Genomic DNA, 22359 nt, shown 5'->3' on the forward strand with positions numbered 1-22359 from the left:
CGCCTGGAGTTGGCCTTGCCCTGAGGGCGAGTTGTCCGTTGCGTGAACTGAGTGACGACAGACGGATATGTCGGATATATAGGGGCGGTGTTTACCGCCCCGAAACACGACCTTGTCCGGCTCGTGACTCGTGGGACCCGGCCGGTGTGTCCACCGACACCCACCTCGGGTTATGGCCGGGAGTAGTTGATGTCCGTCTTGTAAACGGCAAAGCCCAGGCGCCGGTAGAGGGCCACGGCGGCGGGGTTGGACTCGTCGACGTACAGGTTCGAGACGGTCAGGCCCTGAGCGGCCAGGTGGCTCAGGCCGGCCACGCTCAGCGCGGCCCCCAGACCCCGCCGGTGACCGGACGGGTCGACGCCCAGCACGTAGATCTCACCGATCGCCGGGTCGGCCCCGGACGCCGGATGCACCTTGGTCCAGTGGAAGCCGAGCAGCGTGTCGTCGCCGTCGACGGCCAGCAGGAAGCCGGCCGGGTCGAACCACGGCTCCTTCTCGCGCGTCACCAGGTCGTCGAGGGTCCAGCGGCCCTGCTCGGGGTGGTGGGCGAAGGCCCGGGCGTTGACACCGAGCCAGGCCTGCTCGTCGTGGCCGGGCCGGAAGTCGCGCAGCGTGACCCCGGGCGGCAGCGGGATCCCGGGCAGGGGCTCGGTCAGCGAGCGGCGCATCTGCCACAGCACACGTTCGCGCTCGAAGCCGTTCTTTTCCGCGAAGGCCCGCGCGCCGGGCTCGTCGCCATGGGCCCAGAAGCGCAGCGGGCCGGCGCCGACCGCGGTCAGCAGGGCGGTGCCGTGCCCGTGCCGGCGGCGGGCCGGGTGCACGAACAGCTCGCCGGAGCCCGCACGCTCGAGAAAGGCGTACCCCGCCAGGTGTTCGCCGGCACAAGCCAGAAAATGCGTGTGCGCGGCAGGGTCTCCCCCACCGCGCACACGCAGCACTACATCTTCGGACAGCGGGTAGACGCCGTCGGCCTGTTCGGCGGCGGCCGCCAGCGCGAGCACCTCGGCCGCCTCGGCGGCACTCAACCGGTCAATCGCGCGGACGGTCGTCATACCCCGACCCTAGACCGGCAGCGAGACCGGCTCGTTGTCGGGCAACTGGCGGCCGGACGGCGGCACCACGAACTTGTAGCCGACTTGGCGCACGGTGCCGATCATCGACTCGTACTCAGAGCCGAGTTTGGCCCGCAGCCGGCGGACGTGCACGTCGACCGTGCGCGTGCCGCCGAAGTAGTCGTAACCCCAGACCTCGCGCAGCAGCTGGTCGCGGGTGAAGACCCGGCCCGGGTGCTGGGCCAGGAACTTCAACAGCTCGAACTCCTTGTACGTGAGGTCGAGCGGACGGCCCTTGAGCTTCGCCGCGTACGTGTCGGGGTCGATGTTGAGCTCGCCCGCGCGGACCGAACCGCCGGCGCCCGCGGTCGCGCTGCTCAGGCGGCCGACCGACAGCCGCAGACGGGCCTCGACCTCGGCCGGGCCGGCGCTGGCCAGGATGAAGTCGTCGACGCCCCAGTCGGCGTTGAGCGCGATCAGGCCCGCCTCGGTGACGACCGCCATCAGCGGGACACCGATGCCGGTCGCGTGCAGCATGCGGCACGTGGCCCGGGCCTCGGAGAGCTCGGAGCGGGCGTCCACCATCACGGCGTCGGGGCTGGGCCCGGAAACCAGGGTGCGGACGTCGCGGGGGGCAGTGCGTACGGAGTGGGGAAGCAGATCCAGCGCGGGCAGCACGGCGGAAGGTTCACCGGCACGCGCCGTCACCAACAGAAGGATTTCCACACTCACCTCCGTCCTTGCGGCCAGGGCCGCTCGGGTGACTCGATGGCGTTACTCTTCGTTCCGACATCGGCGGACATTTCCCGGCGTCACCGACGGGTGGGCTGGGCTTACCTTAACCGATGCATCACCAGGAACGCCTCGATCGTTTGTCTGAGTGATGTAGTGAACGCCCTACCGGCGTACAAATGGCAGTTTCGTAACAGGGGTTTAACAGAGCCCGGGGAATTGGGCGTCCGCGTTCGTTCTGGCACGATCGCTTGCGTGTTCCCCACCATGCCGCAGGACGAGTCCTGGGACGCCGACGCCTCGCGGGAGATCGCGAGGGGCGGCGGCAAGCGCCCGTCCGCCGGCTTCCGGGACGAGCCCGGCCCCGACGAGCCCGCCCCCGAGCCCGAGGAAGGCGAGGACGACGAACTCGAGGAGATCGAGGTCGTCCCCGTCCGCCGTCAGCTGTCGCTGGCCATCGCCGGCTTCGCCGGGCTGCTCGCGGTCGGCCTGGTGCTGGGCGCCGTGACCTCGGCCCCCGACTCCCGGCTGCCGTACGCGATCGTGCTCTTCGGGGTGCAGCTGCTGGCCCTGCTGGCCTGGGTGATGGCGCTCGGCCCACCGGCCGCGCTGACCACGGCCGGCGTCTGCGTGGTGGTCGCGCTGGTCGCCGACTATCTGGCCGTCACGAGCGCGCAGGCCGAGTTCCTGCCGCTGGTCTGGGTGACGCTCGGCGGCCTCGTCGTGGCCGTGGTCGGTCAGCTCTTCCGGGCCGAGGACCGCAAGCGGGTCACCGACTCCTGGCGGACCACGCTGGTGATCGTGGCCGGCGTGGTCGCGTACGCCGTTCCGATCCTGCTGACCCGGCAGGCCGTCGGCACCCAGACGCTGACCGTCGGCGCCGTGGCCGCGGGGGTGGCGCTGCTGGTCGCGCGGGCCACCGACGCGATCTTCCCCAAGCCCCGCCTGGCCGCCCAGGTGCCCCGCGGCGCCACCGGGATCGTGCTCGGCGCGATGCTCGGCACGCTGTCAGCGGCCGCGCTGGGCAGCGTGCTGGTGCTGCCGTTCACTCCGGCCAAGGGCGCCGTCGTGGGGCTGATCGCCGTCCTCATCGCCCACCTGGTCGACCTCGCGGTCAACTTCGGGCAGGCCGACCGCCAGCTGGCCGGCGACGCGCCGACGTTCTGGGTGGCCCGGCACATGCAGGGGCCGCTCGGCGCCTTCGCGTTGCTCTCCCCCATCGCGTACGCCTTGAGCCACTGGTATCTCGGTTAGGGTCCGTTTCTCAGCTGGGGTGGGAGCGAGGCGCGGTCCAGATTTCGTCTGGTGGTGGCCTGTGGAGGCCTGGCTACCGGTGTTGTAACCAGGCCTCCACAGGACGCCGCCAGGCGGAATCTGGGCCTCGCCGCAGCCCCGCCCCAGCTGAGAAACGGACCCTACGGTTTCGTAGCCGCCACAGTCGGGGCATGTACGGTTCTGGGCAGTTTCGGCTCTGGTGGGAGGACGGTCGGTGAGCGGCGAGGTCTACGGCACTGAGCGCCCGCGCAAGAAGCGGCGGGGACGACGCCTGCTGATCACCCTGCTCATCTTTCTGATCCTGGTCGGCGGGGTGCTGGTCGGGCTCGACCGGTTCGCCGCCGGTTACGCCGAGCGCATGATCGGCGAGCGCGTCTCCGAGCAGATCGCCGATCAGAACGCGACCAGCGAGAAGCCCGAGGTCTCGATCGAGGGCGTGCCGTTCCTGACCCAGGTGCTCGACGGCAACTACGAGCGCATCCGGATCCAGCTGGCGAATCTTTCCGGCCCGGCCGGCAACAACCGGACCGTCCGCGTGGCCGACCTCGACGTGAACGCCGACGACGTCAACGCGCCGCTCGACACCATCCGCAGCGGCAGCGGGCCGATCGTGGCCAAGACTGTGACCGGCACCGGCACCATCGACTACCCGCAGCTGGCCGAGCTGATCGGCCAGCCCGGCCTGAAGCTGGCCGAACGCGACGGCAAGCTCGTCGGCAACGCGCCCGTCCAGGCCCTCGGCCAGACCTTCGACGTCTCGGGCACGGCCGCGGTCACGGTGAAGGAGGGCGTCGTGCAGGTCCGCTTCTCCGACGTGACCGCCGAGAACCTGCCCAACGTGCCGATCATCCGCAACCTCATCAACAGCTACGTGCAGAAACTGTCGGTCGACCTGCGCGTTCCGGAGCTTCCGCTCAAGCTGGCCGTGCAGAAGGTCGAGCCCACTCCCGAGGGTCTGCGCTTCACCGCCGGGGCCAACGACGTGTCACTGAACGCCGCCGGTGTGTGACCCCCCATCCAACCACCCCGCCGCCGCCCTTTGACCTGACTGAAGACTCGTCCCATGTCCCAGTTCGTGGTCGGCTCTGTTATCAGCACGTGAACCGCTGGTAGGGTCCGTTCTCATGAGCCTGTTGCTCACCAAGAGGCGCGCGGTCGACCTGTGCCGCGTGGCCGCCTGCCTGTGTCGCCCCGTCTTCTGACGGGGCCACCTGTGCTGAGCACTTTCTAGCTCACCCCGCCGGCAACGCTGCCGGGTCCGTGGTTCCGTCGCACGACAGCCCGAGATCTTCTCCACTGGGTCCCGCGCGCGGTGCGACACCACCCCGTGCGCTGACTCACCCCCATCTCTCACCTGACAAGGGAGTGAACTGATGAGTCGCGACACCGCACTCGTTTCGGCCGACTGGGCCGAGCAGAACCTCGACACCCCGGGCCTGGTCTTCGTCGAGGTCGACGAGGACACCACCGCCTACGACGGCGGGCACATCCCCGGCGCGATCAAGATCGACTGGAAGAAGGACCTGCAGGACCCGGTCCGGCGCGACTTCGTCAACCAGGAGCAGTTCGGCGCGCTGCTGTCCGAGCGCGGCATCTCCAACGACGACACCGTGATCCTCTACGGCGGTAACAACAACTGGTTCGCGGCGTACGCCTACTGGTACTTCAAGCTGTACGGCCACGAGCAGGTCCGTCTGCTCGACGGCGGCCGCAAGAAGTGGGAACTCGACGCCCGCCCGTACACCAAGGACGTGCCGGTCCGCGCCGGCACCACGTACACGGCCAAGGCGCCCGACCTGTCGATCCGCGCCTTCCGCGACGAGGTCGTCGAGGCCATCGGCGTGAAGAACCTGGTCGACGTGCGCAGCCCCGACGAGTTCGCCGGCCGGCTGCTGGCCCCGGCCCACCTGCCCCAGGAGCAGTCGCAGCGCGGCGGGCACATCCCGACCGCGATCAGCGTGCCGTGGAGCAAGGCGGCCAACGAGGACGGCACCTTCAAGTCCGACGACGAGCTCGCCAAGATCTACGGTGAGGCCGGCCTCGACGGCAGCAAGGACACCATCGCGTACTGCCGGATCGGCGAGCGGTCCTCGCACAGCTGGTTCGTGCTGCAGGAACTGCTCGGCCACGAGAACGTCAAGAACTACGACGGTTCGTGGACCGAGTACGGCTCGCTCATCGGCGTCCCGATCGCCCTCGGCGACGAACCCGGAAAGGCGTGACAATGACTTCTCCGAATGTCGCGGCCGGCTGCGCCGCCCCCGACCAGTCGGCCCCGATGCCGGCCAGTGTCGACATCCACCGCGAGACCGTCCTGACCGGCATCGTGCAGACCGCCGAGGGTGAGGCCGTCGGCGGCGCGTACGTGCGGCTGCTCGACTCGACCGGCGAGTTCACGGCCGAGGTCGTCTCGTCGCCCGAGGGCGTGTTCCGCTTCTTCGCGGCGCCCGGCTCGTGGACGCTGCGCGCCCTCAGCCGCAGCGGCAACGGCGAGGTCGTCGTGGACGCCACGGTCGGCGTCAACGAGGTCGGACTGAGCGTCAGCCCCGCCTAGTTCTCCGGCATCAAGTGCCGCCGCCTGCCACTACCACGGCAGTCGGCGGCACTTCTGGTCTGCGGCGGGTCAGACGGCGTACGCCCGTATTGAGCACGGCGATCAGCGGGACCGCGATCAGCGCGCCGATGATGCCGGCCAGCACCACCCCCGACGCGATCCCGACGATCACGGCCAGCGGGTGGATCGCCACGGCCCGTCCCATGATCAGGGGTTGCAGGATGTGCCCCTCGACCTGCTGGACCAGGATCACCGCGCCCAGCACGATCAGCGCGATCACCCAGCCCTGGTCGACCAGGGCCACCAGCACGGCCACCGCGCCCGAGATGCTCGCGCCGACGATCGGGATGAACGCGCCCAGGAACACCAGCGCGGCCAGCGGGAACGGGAACGGGATGTCCAGCACGACCAGGGCGATGCCGATGCCGACGGCGTCGATGAAAGCGACCAGCACGGTGGCCCGGACGTAGGCGCCCAGCGTGGCCCACGAGGCGTCGCCCGCGTCGGCCAGTGACCAGCGCGCGTTCACCGGGAACAGCCGGACGACGAAACGGAAGATCTTGCGGCCGTCCCGCAGGAAGAAGAACGTCGAGAACAGCACCAGGATCGCCCCGGTCAGCACCTCGAAGACGGTCGCCGCGGTGGCGATGCCGGTCGAGGTCAGCGACGCGGTGTTCAGGTTGATCCAGTTCTGCGCGTTGTCGATGGCCTGGTTGACCTGGTCGTCCGACAGGTGCAGGGGCCCGGTCTTGGCCCACTCCTGAATCGTCCGGATGCCCGCGGTGGCCCCCTCGGTCAGCTGGGGCAGACCGTTGACGAACTGGGTGATGACCAGCGTGAGGGTGCCCGCGACGGCGGCCAGACCGCAGATCAGCACCAGGAACGTGGCCAGCGAGGCCGGCAGGCGCAACCGGCGGAGCCAGCCCACCGCGGGCGCCAGCAGCGCCGACAGCAGCAACGAGACGGCCAGCGGGATCACGACCACGCTGATGATGCCGACGAACCGCAGCAGCGCCCAGCCGACCAGGCCGACCACGATCAGCCGCCAGCCCCAGGCCGCGGCGATGCGCAACGAGTGCGGCACCTCGGCGTCGTCGCGGCTGCTGGTCGAATGATGGGCGTCGGCCGGCTCGGGCGGCGGCGGGGCGAACTCGACCTCGGGCTCCGCTTCGGGGCGCGAATCCTCCCGAGCCAGACGAACCGAGTCCCGCCCCGCTTCGTAGGCCCGCTTGACGTTGTCCCGGACTCGCTGCAACCGGCTCACCGATACAACCTAGTCTCCGGACGCTCCCGCAGGGTGGCCGCCACGGCGGGCGGCGTACCGTCAGCAGTCGTGAGCACCGACACCCGCACCGAGAGCGGACTGCCGATCCGCATGCTGCACGACCGCGTGCTCGTCCGCCAGGACGGCGGCGAGGGCGAGCGCCGCTCGACCGCCGGCATCGTGATCCCGGCCACGGCGTCGATGGGCCGGCGGCTCTCCTGGGCCACCGCGGTCGGCGTCGGGCCCAACGTCCGCTCGATCGTCGTGGGCGACCGGGTGCTCTTCGACCCCGACGACCGCTCCGAGGTCGAACTGCACGGCCGCGAATACGTGCTGCTTCGCGAGCGTGACGTGCACGCCGTGGCCGCCGTCCGGGTCGAGACCGACGGCACCGGCCTCTACCTCTGACCCCTTCTTGATCGGCCGGCGGGCAGCCTTGATCGGCCGGCGGGCGACCTTGATCGGCCGGCGGGCGACCTTGATCGGCCGGCAGGCGACTCGGGGCGGCTTGTCGCCTATCGGGTGACTACGCTGGCCACATGGCCGACGTCTCGCCCGACCAGTCAGCTCCTCCACCCGCCGCCACCGAGGCCGAGCCGACTGCTGCCGTCGCCACGGACGTCATGCCGGGCACCGGGCTGGCCGTGGCCGGCCGCCGCACCGGCTGGCGGCGCTGGCTGCCGATCGCCGGCGTCGTCTCGTTCCTGCTGGCCGGCGCCATCGGCATGCTGCTGTTCCTGGGCGTCAACATCGGCCCGACCGGCCTCGCCATCGGCCTGACGGCGGCCGTGCTGCCGGTCCCGCTGCTGGTCGCCGCGTTCCTGTGGCTCGACCGCTACGAGCCCGAACCCATCCGCTACCTGGCCTTCTGCTTCGCCTGGGGCGCCGCCATCGCGACCGCGGTGGCGCTGGGGGTCAACACCGGCTCGGCCATCCTCTTCGACAACATCGGCCTGCCCGACGCCCTGGTCGCGGTGCTCGTGGCGCCCTTCATCGAAGAGCTGATGAAGGCGGCCGGCCCGTTCCTGATCTTCTGGCGGCGCCGGGCCGAGTGGTCCGGCATCACCGACGGCATCGTCTATCTGGGCATGTCGGCGCTCGGCTTCGCCATGGTCGAGAACGTGCTCTACCTGGGCCAGCACGGCTACGCGGCCGGCGTCGAGCAGTACGGCCCGGCCACCGGCCTGCAGAACCTGTTCGCGATCTTCATCGTGCGCATCCTGTTCACCGGCTTCGCCCACCCGCTGTTCTCGGCCATGACCGGCATCGGCCTGGGCATCGCGGCCCGCTCCGGCGACCGCCGGGTGCGCTGGCTGGCCCCCATCGCCGGCCTGCTGCTCGCGATGATCCTGCACGGCACGTTCAACCTGCTGCCGACGCTCTCGGTCAGCCTGTCCCAACCCTTCATCATGTTGTACGGCTATCTGGGCTTCATGGTGCCGTTCTTCTTCGCGGTCGTCGGCTTCGCGATCGCGCTGCGCGCCTGGGAGGGCCGGCTCACCGAGCGGGTGCTGCCGTACTACGTGTCGGCGGGCTGGTTCTCGCCGCCCGAGGTGGCGGCGCTGGGCAGCCTGGGCCGGCGCTACTCGGCCCGGCAGTGGGCCCGGCGGGTCTCGGGTGAGGCCGGCCAGAAGGCGATGAAGAGCTTCCAGTTCGCGTCGACACAGCTGGCCCTGCTCCGGGACGGGATGAACCGGGGGCTCGACCGCAAGCCGCAAGACTTGCAGCGGGCGGCGGTCGAGGAGCAGCGGTTGCTGGCCGACATCGTCGAGTACCGGGCGGTCTTCACGGCCAAGGACCCGCAGGCGCCGCAGGCGTTCTGGGACGGGCACAACTACCAGATCAACTTCCCCGACGGCGTGACCCGCACGGTGCCGCCGCCCGCCGAGCCGGTGGTGCCGGTGCCGATCCGGTTCGCCCAGCCCGCGTACGCACAGGGCGGTTATCCAGCCCTGCCGTACGGCGCCCCGGCTGGCGGCGCATACGGCGCTCACCCGACCAGTGGCGCCTATGGGGGGCCGCCGCCGGGGTATGCGCCTTGGCCGCAGCAGGCACCCCAGCCCGGGTACGGCTCCTACCCCGGCTACAGCGGCCAGCCCGGGTACGGCACTCAGCCCGGGTACGGCACTCAGCCTGGCTACGGCACTCAGCCGGGCCACGGCGGGCAACCTGGGTATGGCACTCAGCCTGGGTATGGCGCTCAGCCCGGTTATGGCCAGCCCGGTTATGGCGGCCAGCCTGGGTACGGGAGCCAGCCTGGGTACGGCACTCAGCCTGGGTACGGCACTCAGCCTGGGTACGGCACTCAGCCTGGGTACGGCGGGCAACCTGGGTATGGTTCCCAGCCGCCCTATGCTGCCCAGCCGGGGTATGGCGGGCAGCCTTCCTATGCACCACAGCCTGGGTACAACTCGCCGCCTCCCCAGTCCGGGAACGGCAGTCAGCCGGGCAATGCCACCCAGCCGGATCAGAATCCTCGGGACGTCCAGCCCTCGGACAGCACCCAGCCCGGGTACGCCGCGCTGCCCGACCCCGGCTCCCAGCCGACCACCGGCGCCCAGCCCGGCTATGGCGCTCAGCCTGGCTATGGCGCTCAGCCCGGCTATGGCGCTCAGCCCGGCTATGGCGCTCAGCCCGGCTATGGCGCTCAGCCTGGCTACAGCTATCCGACCGACCACACCCAGGCCCCCACGACCGGCGGCTACCCAACGCCCCCGCCGTTCGCGCCGCCGCCCTCCGAGGTCGCACCGGCCCCGGATGTGGAGAACCGGCCGGCTGACCCTCCCCAGTAGTAGCCCACTTCGCGGCCCGGGACGGGTGGCCGTGTCGGCGTGGCCGTTGGGTCAGGTGGGTGGGTGGCCCAGGGCGGAGCGGGAGGTGGGCTTGCGGCGGCTGGAGTGAGGGCGGCCGACCGCTCGGCGGACCAGGCGGGGGGCCTCGGCGTAGTCGATGCCGCTGGCGCGCAGGATGTCGGTGGCGGCAGTTCGGATCTGGGCCACGATGACACCGCCGGAGAAGGCGACACCTTCCTCGTACGCCTGGCCGCATTCGGCTGCGGCGCGTAGGGCGCGTTCGCGGGCGGCGACCGGCTCGACGCCTTTTGCCCATTCCTGGCGGAGCAGGTCGACGGCGTCGCCCAGCAGGCCCACCGAGACGGCCAGCACCTGCGGGATCGGTTCGTCGTCGCTGAGGGCGGTGTCGGCGCGGCGGCTCATCACGCGGCAGTTTCTCAGGGCGTACGTAATGTGGTTGGCGCCGTCGACGTAGAGGGCCAGCGCGCCTCGGGTGCGCCAGCGGGCGGGGGCGAAGGCGACGTTCTCGCGGGCGGCGGTGACGGCTGACGAGAACGCGGCGAACGAGGTTTCAGCGGCTCGCATGTGGTTCAGGGCGTCGCTGATGGTGTCGCGGTTGCGTTCGGACATGCCCATGCCGAGTTGGTGCAGTCCGTCGGACATGGCGCGCAGGGCCGGGTCGGCCGCGCGGCGCACGACGTTGAGCGGGTTGAGCGGCAGCAGCACCGTCATCACGGCCAGGCCGACACCACCGCCGACCAGGGCGTCCAGGAACCGCGTCCACGGCAGGCCGGTGCTCGAGGTGAGCGTGGCCACCAGGACGGCCGAGGAGGCCGACTGCACCACCAGCGGCGTGCCGCCCCCGACCGCGGTGGCCACGATCACGGCCAGCAGCACGATCAGCCCGATTTGCCAGGGGCCGCTGCCGATGACCAGGATCAGGGCGTCCCCGATGCCGATGCCGATGGCCACCCCGAGGACCAGTTCGGCCGTACGCCGGGCTCGTTGCCCGACCGACGACGCCAGCGTGATCACCGCCGCGATCGGAGCGAAGAACGGGGTCGGGCGGCCGATCACGTCGTGGGCCAGGAACCAGGCCAGCCCGGCCGCCACCCCGGCCTGCAGGGCGAGCGCCAGCCCGTGGCGGGCCCGGCGCAGGCCCGCCCGCACGCCGGTGCCGGCCCGGGCGCCCACCCGAGCTATCCGCCCTTGCCGTACGACCTCGGTCATGACTTCTGACCCTAGGTCCTCACCGTCCTCCACAGGCACTCACCGAGGCCAAGGCCACGCCTGTGGACAACGGCTCGTCCCAGCTGGACAAAAGCGTAAGTTGACGGCAACCCCCGGGGCGGGTGGGCTGGCTAGGAGGCGTAGGGGCGCGCTCGACCCCCGGCGGCTGAGGCTGCGTGATACGCACGGTGTCAGGATTGGGGTGTGGAAAATCTTGTGGGGCGGTTCCGGGAGGCTGTTCGGGCGGCCGGGGCCACAGCGCCGGACGCGGACCTCGAGGCCGCCGGTGGGTATCTGATCGGGCGGTGGTCGGAGCCGCAACGCCAGTACCACACTGTGGCCCATCTGACGGCCGTGCTCGATGTGGTCGACCAGTTCGCCGAGCTGGCGCCGCACCCGGAGCGGGTCCGCCTGGCGGCCTGGATGCACGACGCCGTCTACGACCCCCGGGCGCTGGGCGACGCCAACGAGCGGGACAGCGCCGAGTTCGCCGAGGGTTTGCTGGCCACCCTGGGCGTGCCGGATGCCACCGCGGCCGAGGTCGCGCGGCTGGTCGGGCTCACCGCGGGCCACGCCACCGAAGAGGACGACCCGGATGGCGAACTGCTCTGCGACGCCGACCTGGCCGTGCTGGCCGGCAACGACGAGGCGTACGCCGAATACACCGCGGCCATCCGCCGGGAGTACGCCCACGTGCCCGACGAGGACTTCAAAGCCGGCCGGGCCCAGGTGCTCAAGGCCCTGCTCGAGCTGCCCTCCATCTACCGTCTCGCCCCGCTGCGGGAGCAGTGGGAGTCGAAGGCCCGCGCCAACCTGGAGCGCGAGCTCAAGGGCTAGCCGTACAGGTGTTTGGGGCGGCGCAGCCCGGCCGCCCGCAGCCGGGCCGCCAGCTCGCGCGAGGGCAGCAGCGTCGCCCCCAACCACAGCGCGCTCCGGAAACGCATGTCCGGAATGTCGTAATGGTCCCGATCGAAGGCTCGGCGGGGCGCGCCCAGCATCTCCGCGAACACGTGCAGCTCCTCGTAGCTCGCGTCGCTGACCAGGTGGGACCAGAGGCGGCCCCGGGCCGGCCAGCGCGGCTCGTCGACGAGGATCAAAGGTCGACTTGCAGCAGGTCGACCCCGCGGTCGGCGGCGTAACCCCGCACGTCGGGCGCGCCCAGCCGGGCCGCGTCGGCCGCCACGTCGTCGTCCATCGTCTGGCTCTGCCGTTCGGCCGTCACCCGGGCCGTGTAGTGCTCGATCTCGCGCTCGCGCACCGCCTCGTCCCAGCCCAGCGCCGCCCCCATCACCGTGGCCGCGTGGGCCACCGATTCGCTGCCGCGGTGGGCCGTCTCGATCGAGATGCGCAGGCGGCGGGTCAGCACGTCGTCGAGGTGCAGGGCGCCTTCGGCCAGGGCCGCGTACGCCACCTCGGCCGCCAGATATTCCGGCGCCCCGGCCAGCGGCGCGGCCAGGGCCGGATCCGCCTTGATCATGGCGAGCAGGTGGACCGAGAGGGTGCCGTAGCGCTCGAGCAGGTGCTCGATCACCCCGGTGGTGACGCCGTGCCGGCGGGCCGCATCTTGCCGGTCGCGCCACGCCGCCGCGTAGCCGTCGGCCCCCAGCAGGGGCAATTCGGCCGTACGGGATGGCCGGTCGACCCCGAGCCGCCGGGCCGCCCGGTCGATGACGTCGGCCGCCATCACCCGGTACGTCGTGTATTTGCCCCCGGCCACCAGCAGCAGCCCCAGCATCGGCTCGACCACCGCGTGCTCGCGCGACAGCTTGGACGTCGAGTCGGCCTCGCCGCTGAGCAGGGGCCGCAGCCCGGCGTACACGCCCTCGATGTCGTCCGTGGTCAGCGGGCGGTCGAGCACCTCGTTGACCTGGTCGAGCAGATAGCGGATGTCGCGCGCGGAGGCCGCCGGATGCGACCGGTCGAGCTTCCAGTCGGTGTCGGTGGTGCCGATGATCCAGTGACCGCCCCACGGGATCACGAAGAGCACCGACGTCGGCGTCCGCAGGATGAGGCCGGCCTCGCCGGTGATGGCCGAGCGCGGCACCACCAGGTGGACGCCCTTGGACGCGCGGACCCGCAGGCCGGGGCGGACGCCAACGTCGCGCAGCATCTGCGACATGTCGTCGCTCCAGACGCCGGTGGCGGCGACCACCGTGCGCGCCCGGACCTCGAATTCCGGTGAGTCGGGCGATTCCAGGTCGCGGACCCGGACGCCGACCACCTCGCGGGCCTCGCGCACGAAGCCGACCACGCGGGCGCTGGTCACCACGGCCGCGCCCAGGCTGGCCGCCGTACGGGCCAGGTTGACCACCAGGCGGGCGTCGTCGACCTGGCCGTCGTAGTAGCGGATGGCCCCGCTCACCGTCTCGGCCCGCAGGCTGGGGAACAGGTGGCGGGCGCCGTCGCGGCTCAGGTGCCGGTGCAGCGGCATGCCCCGGCCGGGGCCGAAGATGCCGGCGAAGGCGTCGTACGCGGCGACGCCGAGCCCGTAGTAGGCCCGGCGGCCGACCCGCGCGGCCGGGTGGCCGGCCGGCAGCGGCACCAGGATCGGCACCGGTCGTACGAGATGGGGTGCCAGCCGGGTCGAGAGCAGGCCCCGCTCGGTCAGCGCCTCGTGCACCAGGTGCAGTTCGAGCTGTTCCAGGTAGCGCAGGCCGCCGTGGATCAGCTTGCTGGACCGGCTGGACGTGCCGGCGGCCAGGTCACGGGCCTCGACCAGGGCCACCTTGAGCCCACGGGAGGCCGCGTCGAGGGCCGCCCCGGCCCCGGTGACGCCGCCGCCGACGACCAGGACGTCGAACTGCTCGTCACGCAGGCGCCGGAGGTCGGCCACGCGCCGGATCGGGGAGAGCCGGCCGGCCGTGTAACGGGAGACGGAGGGTTCGCGCACCTGTCCCACGTTACGCGGCCCGGTCGCTCCCGAAGTCGCTCGCCGCCGCAACCGTTCCGCACTCGGCCGTCCCTAGCGTCGATCTCAATGCCTGGACCACCGGGGTCCAGGCCGTTCGCCGACACGACGGGGTCCTTCATGCTTCGAGCCGTTCTGCGGTCCAAGGCCTATCGGACGCTGGTCCTGGTGGTGGTGACCGCCGTCGCGCTGACGGCGACGATCACGCTGCTGGGTAACCGAGCCGATGCTGCCCTCACCACCGCGTTCAGTTCGCGTTTCGAGGCGAACGTGAACGGCTCGATCCTGCTCCGCGGCAACACGAACATGTTGTGCCCGCCCTCAGCCACCGGCTGCACGGCCGGTCAGGACGGCCTCGCCACCGGCACCAACGGTTCGCTCAACAACAACGCGTACGTCATGGAGTACGCGGACGCCGACAACGACCCGGCCACGTTCAACGACAGCACGGCGACGATCGGCATGCCCGCGGGCAGCAAGGTGCTGTTCGCCGGTCTGTACTGGAGTGCCGACACCTCGGCCGGCGGCAACGGTGTCGTGGCCAGGAACGCGGCCGACCGGGGCACGGTCAAGTTCCGTACGCCCGTCTCGGCCTGGCAGCCGGTGACCGCTTCCAAGGTGTTCACCAACAGCAACAACGCCGCCTACCAGGGCTTCGCCGACGTGACCGCGCTCGTCTCGGGGGCCGGCAACGGCGTCTACAGCGTGGCCGACATCCAGGCCGGCACGGGCAAGGATCGGTACGCCGGCTGGGCCCTGGCCATCGCCTACCAGAACGCGGCCGAGCCCATGCACAGCCTGCGCATCTTCGACGGCTTCGGCGTGGTCAGCAGCAGCGACACCAGCGTCGTCATCCCGGTCACCGGCTTCGAGACCCCGCAGAGCGGCACCGTGCACGCCAGCATCGGCACCGTCGTCTACGAGGGTGACCTGGGCCTGACCGGCGACACCCTGACCCTCGACAACGACAAGATGTCGGACGCGGTGAACCCGGAGGACAACTTCTTCAACAGCACCGTGAGCCAGGCCGGCACGCTGATCAACAACGGGCGCGCGCCCGGCAACAAGAACCTGATGGGTGTCGACATCGACCAGTTCGACGCCAGCGGCAAGCTCAACAACAGCGTCAACAACGCCAAACTGACCCTGACCACGGGCGGCGAGACGTTCTATCCGGGCGTCGTCACCTTCACCACCGACCTGTTCGCGCCCGACGTGGTCACGACCATGACCGGCACCGACGTCGACGGGGGCGACCTGCTGCCGGGCGACGTGATCGAGTACCGGATCGCGGTCAGGAACGACGGCACCGACGTCGCGCTCAACACCGTGCTGTCCAACGCGATCCCGACCCACACCACCTACGTCCCGGGCACGCTCAAGGTCGAGGGCGCCGCGCGGACCGACGCCGCGGGCGACGACACCGCGCAGTTCGCGGGCGGCACGGCCACCTTCGGGGTCGGCACCGCGCCCACCGGCACGGCGGGCGGCTCGCTGGCCCACAACGAGACCTCGTACGTCACGTTCCGGGTCAAGGTCGACACCGACACCCCGGCCGGCTTCACGATCACCAACGTGGCCAACTCGTCGTACACGGCGAAGTTCACCGGCATGGCGATCAGCGGCACGCCCGCCGCCACCGGGATGACCGTGCAGCAGCCCAAGGCCGACCTGTCGGTCGCGGTCGCCGTCTCGCCGGCCACGGTGCAGCGCGCCGCCGCGCCCAACCCCGTCGCCTACACCGTCGTGGTCACCAACAACGGTACGGACCTGGAGCCCGCGGCCAAGGCCGAGCTGACCCTGCCCACCGGCGTCACCGCGGGCTCGCTGCCCTCGGGCTGCACGCTCGCCGGGTCGGTCGTCACCTGCGCCGCCGGCACCCTGCTGGCCGGTAGCCAGGCCACCTTCACGATCCCCGCCGTGGCCGGTGCGGGCGCGGCGCCGAGCGCGGTCGCCACGGCCAAGGTCTCGGGGGCCGGGGCCGACGTGGTCACGGGCAACAACACCGGCTCGGCCGCGCTGCGGGTCAACGCGGCGCCGGTGGCCGGGGCCGACACCGCGAGCACGACCAACGGCGTGCCGGTGTCGATCGACGTACGGGCCAACGACAGCGACCCCGACGACGCCCGCTCCGACCTGACCGTCACCCTGGGCACCCCGCCCGCGCACGGCCACGCGGTCGTCGAGGCCGACGGCACGGTCACCTACACGCCCACCCTGGGCTGGGCCGGCGCCGACTCGTTCACGTACACCGTCTCGGACGGCCACGGCGCCGGCGCCACCGCCACCGTCACGGTGACCACGGCCAACGCGGCCCCGGTGGCCAACGACGACACCCGCTCGACGCCGTCGGGCACTCGCATCGACATCCCGGTGCTGGGCAACGACTCCGACCCCAACAACAACCCGATCCACGTCGACTCGATCACCCAGCCGCAGGCCGGCGCGGGCACCGCGACGCTGACCGGCGACGTGGTCAGCTACACCCCGGCCGCCGGGTTCACCGGCACCGCCACCTTCACGTACGTCGTCGAGGACAGCCTCGGCGGCCGCAGCACCGGCCAGATCAAGGTGCTGGTGGGCAACGCCAAGCCGCACGCGGCCGACGACGTGGCCAGTGTGGTCTACCGCGGCAGCGTCACGATCGACGTGCTGGCCAATGACACCGACGCCAACGGGGACACCCGCACGATCCAGTCGGTCGGGCCGCCGGACCACGGCACCGCCACGATCACCGGCGGCCAGATCGTCTACCAGGCGCCGGCCGGCTTCTCCGGGGACGCCACCTTCACGTACGTCGTGACCGACGGCGCCGACACCGACACCGCGACCGTCGTCGTGACCGTGGGCAACGCGACGCCCACCGCGGCCGACCAGTCGGTGCACACGGCCTATGACACCGCCGTCCGGATCGACGCGCTGACCGGCGCGAACGACCCCAACGGCGACACCCTGACCGTCTTCGGCTTCACCACGCCGGCCCACGGCAGCGTGGCCAAGAACGCCGACGGCACGCTGACCTACACGCCGGTCACCGGCTGGTCCGGCACCGACACGTTCGACTTCACGATCGACGACGGCCGCGGCGGCACCGACACCAAGAAGATCACCGTGGTCGTCACCAACGGCGCGCCCGTGGCCCGGCCCGACTCGGTCACCGTGCCCGGCGGCACCGTGGCGACCATCGACGTGCTGGCCAACGACAACGACCCGAACAACGACCCGCTGACCGTCACCATCGACGCCGCGCCGGCCCACGGCACGGCCACGGTCGGGACCGACGGCAAGGTCACCTACACCCCGGCGGCGGGTTACCTCGGCGCCGACTCGTTCCACTACACCGTGACCGACGGCCGGGGCGGCCAGGCCGGCGCCACCGTGACCGTCGGCGTGATCAACACCGCGCCCGTGGCCCGCGACGACGCGGTCACCACCGACACCGACACCGCCGTCGTGCTCACGCCGCTGGGCAACGACACCGACCTCAACGGCGACACGCTGCAGGTCACCGCGGTCACGGCGGCCGCACACGGCACCGCTGTGCTCGCCGCGGGCAACACCGTCACCTACACCCCGCGGGCCGGTTGGTTCGGCACCGACACGTTCACCTACTCGATCAGCGACGGCCACGGTGGCACCGCGTCGGCGCTGGTCAGGGTGACCGTCCGCAACGCCGCCCCGATCGCCGTGGACGACCGGTTCACCGTCCGGCCCGGCCTGACCACCGTGCTCGACCTGCTGGCCAACGACCGCGACCCGAACACCGGCCAGGCGCTGAGCATCGCCACGCTCGGCACCCCGGGCAAGGGCACGGTCACCCGCAACGCGGACGGCACGGTCAGCTACCGCCCGAACGCCCTCACCGGCGGCATCGACACCTTCACCTACGTGCTCACCGACGACCTGGGCGCCACCGACACCGGCACGGTCACCGTCGTCATCGACGCCGCCCCGACCGCGACGGCCGACACCGCCACCGCGGCCGCCGGCACCGCCGTGGACATCCCGGTCACCGGCAACGACACCGACCCCGAGGGCGGCGCGCTGACCCTGGTCTCGGTCTCGGCCCCGGCCCACGGCACGGCCACCGTCGTCGACGGCAAGGTCCGCTACCTGCCCGCGGCCGGCTTCAGCGGCGCCGACACCTTCACCTACGTGGTGCGGGACGCGGCCGGCAACACCGCCACCGGCACGGTGACGGTCACCGTGGCCAACGCCGCGCCGGTCGCCCAGGACGACAACGCCGCGGTGCTGGCGGGCAAGCGCATCGACCTCGACGTGCTGGTCAACGACACCGACGCCAACACCGGCCAGACGCTGACGGTGACCGCCGTCGGCACCCCGGCCCACGGCACGGCGTCCGTCGTGGGCGGGAAGATCCGCTACACGGCCCGGCCCGACTACGCCGGCCCGGACACCTTCACCTACACGATCAGCGACGGCCACGGCGGCACCGCCCAGGCCACGGTCACCGTGACCGTCAGCTCGGGGGCCGCGGTCGCCGTGCCCGACGAGCGGACCACCCCGTACTGCCAGCCGGTCACCGTGCCGGTGCTCGCCAACGACCTCGACCCCGAGCACACCCTGAAGCTGACCGCGGTGACCCCGCCCGACCACGGCACCGCCACGATCGTCGGCAACCAGGTCAAGTACACGCCGCCGGCCGACTTCACCGGGGTCGCCAAGTTCAGCTACACCGCGGTCGACGGCGACGGCAACCACGTCACGACCACGGTCACGGTCACGGTCGGCGCCCCGCCGGTGGTGCCGGACAAGGCCCTCAAGGCGCGCCCGGGCCAGGCCGTCAAGATCACGCTGCCGACCACCGACGAGCACGGCGTGCCGGTCACGGTCCGCTCGATCGGCCGGCCGAAGCACGGCACGGCCAAGCTCAACGCCGACGACACGGTCACCTACATCGCGGCCAAGGGCTTCAGCGGTACGGACACCTTCACCTACGAGGCGGTCGACGCCAACGGCAACGTGGCCGAGGGCACGATCACGATCAAGGTGGCCGGCGTGAACACGGCCCCGGTGGCCACGAACGACGCCGCCAAGGTCGACGCCGGTGACTCGGTGGTGATCGCGCTGCTGAAGAACGACAAGGACGCCAACGCGGACACCCTGAAGGTCGTGAAGATCGGCAAGCCGCGACATGGCACGGCGGTGCTGAACAAGGACGGCACGGTCACCTACGCGCCGTTCAAGACGTACGCGGGCGGGGTCGACTCGTTCCCGTACACGATCAGCGACGGCCACGGCGGCACCGCCACCGCGATCGTCACGGTCACGGTCAACGAGGTCGCGGCCCACACCGGCGACGGCAAGCTGGCCAAGACCGGCCTCGACGTGATCAGCGTGGTCGCCGCGGGCGGCGTCGCCGTCCTGGTCGGCGGGTTCCTGCTGATGGCCGGCGGCATCCCGATCCTGGGCGCCCCGGGACGTCACCGCCCCGGCCGGCACCGGGGATAGCAAAAAGGGCGGGTCGCTGACGCGACCCGCCCTTTTCAGAAGGACTTAGAAGTCCATGTCTCCGCCACCCGGGGCACCGGCCGGAGCCGGGGTCTTCTCGGGCTTGTCGGCCACGACGGCCTCGGTGGTGAGGAACAGCGCGGCGATCGACGCGGCGTTCTGCAGCGCCGAGCGGGTGACCTTGGCCGGGTCGATGATGCCCGCGGCCAGCAGGTCGACGTACTCGCCGTTGGCGGCGTTGAGACCGTGACCGGCCTCCAGGTTGCGCACCTTCTCGACCACGACGCCGCCCTCGAGGCCGGCGTTCACGGCGATCTGACGCAGCGGGGCGTCGAGCGCGACCTTGACGATGTTGGCGCCAGTGGCCTCGTCGCCGACCAGGTCGAGCTTGTCGAACGCGGTCTTGCCGGCCTGCACCAGGGCGACGCCACCACCGGGGACGATGCCCTCTTCGACGGCCGCCTTCGCGTTGCGAACGGCGTCCTCGATGCGGTGCTTGCGCTCCTTGAGCTCGACCTCGGTGGCCGCGCCGACCTTGATGACCGCAACGCCGCCGGCCAGCTTGGCCAGGCGCTCCTGCAGCTTCTCACGGTCGTAGTCGGAGTCCGACTTCTCGATCTCGGCCCGGATCTGGTTGACCCGGCCCTGGATCTGCTCGGCGTTGCCCGCACCGTCGACGATGGTGGTCTCGTCCTTGGTGATGACGACCTTGCGGGCCTGGCCCAGCAGGCTCAGGTCGGCGTTGTCGAGCTTGAGGCCGACCTCTTCGCTGATGACGGCGCCACCGGTGAGGATGGCGATGTCCTCCAGCATGGCCTTGCGACGGTCACCGAAGCCGGGAGCCTTGACGGCGACCGACTTGAAGGTGCCGCGGACCTTGTTGACGACCAGGGTGGCCAGGGCCTCGCCCTCGACGTCCTCGGCGATGATGACGAGCGCCTTGCCGCTCTGCATGATCTTCTCGAGGATGGGGAGCAGGTCCTTGACCGCGGAGATCTTGCTGTTCGCGATGAGGATGTAGGGGTCGTCGAAGACGGCCTCCATGCGCTCGGCGTCGGTCATGAAGTAGGCCGACACGAAGCCCTTGTCGAAGCGCATGCCCTCGGTGAGCTCGAGCTCGAGACCGAAGGTGTTGCTCTCCTCGACGGTGATGACGCCTTCCTTGCCGACCTTGTCCATGGCCTCGGCGATGATCTCGCCGACCGTGGAGTCACCGGCGGAGATGGAGGCGGTCGAAGCGATCTGCTCCTTGGTCTCCACGTCCTTCGAGAGCTGCTGAAGGCCCTCGGAAACGCTCGCCACGGCGGCCTCGATGCCCCGCTTGAGGGCCATCGGGTTGGCGCCGGCGGCGACGTTGCGCAGGCCCTCGCGAACCAGCGCCTGGGCCAGGACGGTCGCCGTCGTCGTGCCGTCACCGGCAACGTCGTCGGTCTTCTTGGCGACCTCCTTGACCAGCTCGGCGCCGATCTTCTCGAAGGTACCCTCGAGCTCGATCTCCTTGGCGATGGATACACCATCGTTGGTGATCGTGGGAGCGCCCCACTTCTTCTCGAGCACGACGTTGCGGCCCTTGGGGCCGAGCGTCACCTTGACGGCGTCGGCGAGCTGGTTCATACCACTCTCGAGGCCGCGACGAGCTTCCTCGTCAAATGCGATGATCTTGGCCATACGGCTGTGTCCTCCTGGACATTCGAGGTGCTGGGCCGTTGGGCCCCGCCCCCGCACGTGTGCGGAACTCTGCGGACGTCACCACCTGGCGATGTGACGTCCTCAGGCCGAGCCGGATAGCCCGCGACGACCGGCCCCGTGCCCCGGCGTCGATGGCGACGCCGCGACCGAGACCCCACCGTCCCGACCTGCTTGGCACTCAGCAGTCCCGAGTGCCAATGACTTGTTTAGCACTCCCCGGGTGCGAGTGCAAGGAAACCCATCCGACCGCCCCGCCCGCCGCCCAAGACCGGCCCGAAGGCTGAATTGGCTGGCCCGACCCGCTCAGTCCTCGGGGGCGGCCAGCTCGTTCAGCAGGGAGAGGCTGGTCACCGGCTCGTCGGCCCGGCGTGCCTGGGCGTACGTGACCAGGGCCGCGATCGCCCACAGCTGAACCGCCACCACCCCGGCCGCGGTGGCCGCGAACCCGCCGAGCACGGCCTCGGTGACCCCCGGCACGAAGGTGGCCCCGGCCGCGGCGGCGATCAGCCCGACCGGCCGCGAGCGCGACAGCAGATACATCGAGCGCCGCCAGGCCTGACCGCGTTCGATCAGCACGACGCAACCGAGCATCCCGCCCAGGGTCAGCAGCCCGGTCGACACGGCCCCGAGCACGACGGCCAGCGGCACGGCGGCGGCCAGCCCGAACTGGTCCTCGGTGAGCACCAGCGGCAGGCTGCCGGTGAGCACCGAGAAGGCGGCGAACCAGAGCCAGAGGGCCCGCAGGCGCAGCGCGACCAGCGACCAGGTGCGGCGCAGGCGGGGCCGGGAGCCCTCGGCCGCGCGCGGCACGGCCACCCCGGTCGCCCCGGCCAGGCTGAGCACCTGGGGCAGCGCCGACACAGCCAGGTAGGCCAGCCACATGAACGGGAGCAGCAGCAGCCCCAGCCCGCCGGCCACGTCCGAGAGATAGGGCGCGGCGATCACGGCCTCGTCGAGGCGGCCGACGAAGAAGTGCATGGGCAGGGCGGCCAGCAGGGTCACCGGCAGCAGAGCGAGGGCGTTGCGGCCGAGCACCGCGCCGAAGCGCTGCGACCACTCGGCCGGGCCGGGGCCGGCGACCAGCGGGTCGGGCGGCTCGGGGGCCGGCGGAACGAAGGCGCGGGACAGGGTGAGGTCGGCCGTCCGCCCCTCAGGGTCGAAGGGATCGGCGGCGGCCACCACCGGTGCCTCGACCATGAAGATGCGCGCTTCGCCGTGGTCCACCGGGACACCTTGCCTGAGCACCGGGCCGGCCGCCACCCCGGCCGCCGCATCGCTCGCTGCCGCCGCCGCCCCACCCAGGGTGGGCAGCTTAGCTTCGCGTTTAACATCGGTTTCGTCGTTTTGGGGTCTTGACGTTGGTCTTCTTGATCGCTGGATGGCGTTGGGCG

17 protein-coding genes are annotated in these 22359 nt (G+C 71.2%); 9 read left to right on the plus strand and 8 right to left on the minus strand.

All coding sequences use genetic code 11. The features are described 5' to 3' along the window. Window positions 1–170: 170 nt before the first annotated feature. Both mshD and M1L60_RS18880 read right to left on the minus strand, forming a co-directional pair. A complete protein-coding gene (gene mshD, locus M1L60_RS18875) occupies window positions 171–1052 on the minus strand; it encodes a mycothiol synthase (protein WP_253238756.1) in 882 nt (293 codons plus the stop codon). A gap of 9 nt (window positions 1053–1061) precedes the next feature. After that, entirely contained in the window at window positions 1062–1778 is a 717-nt protein-coding gene (locus tag M1L60_RS18880; protein WP_253238757.1) for a winged helix-turn-helix transcriptional regulator, read from the minus strand. Between the two features lie 261 nt (window positions 1779–2039). Between M1L60_RS18880 and M1L60_RS18885 the strand changes: the two genes are divergently transcribed. From M1L60_RS18885 to M1L60_RS18900, 5 genes are all read left to right on the plus strand, one after another. Then, on the plus strand, window positions 2040–3038 hold the full coding sequence (locus M1L60_RS18885; RefSeq protein WP_253238758.1) for a hypothetical protein: 999 nt from the start codon (window positions 2040–2042) through the stop codon (window positions 3036–3038). A 235-nt stretch (window positions 3039–3273) separates the two neighbouring features. Further along, window positions 3274–4068: an LmeA family phospholipid-binding protein gene (locus M1L60_RS18890; protein ID WP_253238759.1), complete on the plus strand. Its 795-nt coding sequence runs from the start codon at window positions 3274–3276 to the stop codon at window positions 4066–4068. 115 nt (window positions 4069–4183) lie between these two features. After that, window positions 4184–4261 (plus strand): Ms5788A family Cys-rich leader peptide, encoded by a 78-nt coding sequence (locus M1L60_RS48275; protein WP_369077235.1) that lies wholly within the window; start codon window positions 4184–4186, stop codon window positions 4259–4261. Between the two features lie 171 nt (window positions 4262–4432). Next, the gene (locus M1L60_RS18895; RefSeq protein WP_253238760.1) at window positions 4433–5281 is read left to right on the plus strand and encodes a sulfurtransferase; all 849 of its coding nucleotides are present in this window, start codon (window positions 4433–4435) and stop codon (window positions 5279–5281) included. Between the two features lie 2 nt (window positions 5282–5283). Further along, window positions 5284–5613, plus strand: coding sequence for a DUF1416 domain-containing protein (locus tag M1L60_RS18900; protein WP_253238761.1), 330 nt, complete (start codon window positions 5284–5286; stop codon window positions 5611–5613). A 10-nt stretch (window positions 5614–5623) separates the two neighbouring features. Here M1L60_RS18900 and M1L60_RS18905 read toward each other — a convergent pair whose 3' ends face one another. After that, window positions 5624–6877: an AI-2E family transporter gene (locus M1L60_RS18905; protein ID WP_253238762.1), complete on the minus strand. Its 1254-nt coding sequence runs from the start codon at window positions 6875–6877 to the stop codon at window positions 5624–5626. A gap of 111 nt (window positions 6878–6988) precedes the next feature. On the opposite strand from M1L60_RS18905, the gene M1L60_RS18910 reads away from it, so the two are divergent. Beyond that, on the plus strand, window positions 6989–7285 hold the full coding sequence (locus M1L60_RS18910) for a GroES family chaperonin (RefSeq protein ID WP_253238774.1): 297 nt from the start codon (window positions 6989–6991) through the stop codon (window positions 7283–7285). A 131-nt stretch (window positions 7286–7416) separates the two neighbouring features. Then, window positions 7417–9669: a PrsW family intramembrane metalloprotease gene (locus M1L60_RS18915; protein ID WP_438862131.1), complete on the plus strand. Its 2253-nt coding sequence runs from the start codon at window positions 7417–7419 to the stop codon at window positions 9667–9669. A gap of 51 nt (window positions 9670–9720) precedes the next feature. On the opposite strand, the gene M1L60_RS18920 is transcribed toward M1L60_RS18915, so the two are convergent. Further along, the gene (locus tag M1L60_RS18920) at window positions 9721–10899 is read right to left on the minus strand and encodes an FUSC family protein (protein ID WP_253238763.1); all 1179 of its coding nucleotides are present in this window, start codon (window positions 10897–10899) and stop codon (window positions 9721–9723) included. 204 nt (window positions 10900–11103) lie between these two features. Between M1L60_RS18920 and M1L60_RS18925 the strand changes: the two genes are divergently transcribed. Next, complete coding sequence (locus M1L60_RS18925; protein WP_253238764.1) at window positions 11104–11736, plus strand: HD domain-containing protein; 633 nt, start codon at window positions 11104–11106, stop codon at window positions 11734–11736. Here M1L60_RS18925 and M1L60_RS18930 read toward each other — a convergent pair. Next, window positions 11733–11996 carry a DUF4031 domain-containing protein gene (locus M1L60_RS18930; protein WP_253238765.1) on the minus strand — a complete coding sequence of 88 codons (264 nt, stop codon included), beginning with the start codon at window positions 11994–11996 and terminating at the stop codon, window positions 11733–11735. The genes M1L60_RS18925 and M1L60_RS18930 overlap by 4 nt on opposite strands. Further along, a complete protein-coding gene (locus M1L60_RS18935) occupies window positions 11993–13789 on the minus strand; it encodes a glycerol-3-phosphate dehydrogenase/oxidase (RefSeq protein ID WP_253238766.1) in 1797 nt (598 codons plus the stop codon). The genes M1L60_RS18930 and M1L60_RS18935 overlap by 4 nt, the downstream gene beginning before the upstream one ends. Window positions 13790–13927: 138 nt before the next feature. On the opposite strand from M1L60_RS18935, the gene M1L60_RS18940 reads away from it, so the two are divergent. After that, window positions 13928–19279 carry an Ig-like domain-containing protein gene (locus M1L60_RS18940; RefSeq protein WP_253238767.1) on the plus strand — a complete coding sequence of 1784 codons (5352 nt, stop codon included), beginning with the start codon at window positions 13928–13930 and terminating at the stop codon, window positions 19277–19279. Window positions 19280–19324: 45 nt separating this feature from the next. Here M1L60_RS18940 and groL read toward each other — a convergent pair whose 3' ends face one another. Next, window positions 19325–20947, minus strand: coding sequence for a chaperonin GroEL (gene groL, locus M1L60_RS18945; protein ID WP_253238768.1), 1623 nt, complete (start codon window positions 20945–20947; stop codon window positions 19325–19327). 324 nt (window positions 20948–21271) lie between these two features. Next, window positions 21272–22192, minus strand: a complete 921-nt coding sequence (locus M1L60_RS18950) for a hypothetical protein (protein WP_253238769.1) — start codon at window positions 22190–22192, stop codon at window positions 21272–21274. Between the last annotated feature and the right edge of the window lie 167 nt (window positions 22193–22359).

The organism is Paractinoplanes aksuensis (assembly GCF_024137025.1).
GTDB classification, from domain to species: Bacteria; Actinomycetota; Actinomycetes; order Mycobacteriales; family Micromonosporaceae; genus Actinoplanes; species Actinoplanes aksuensis.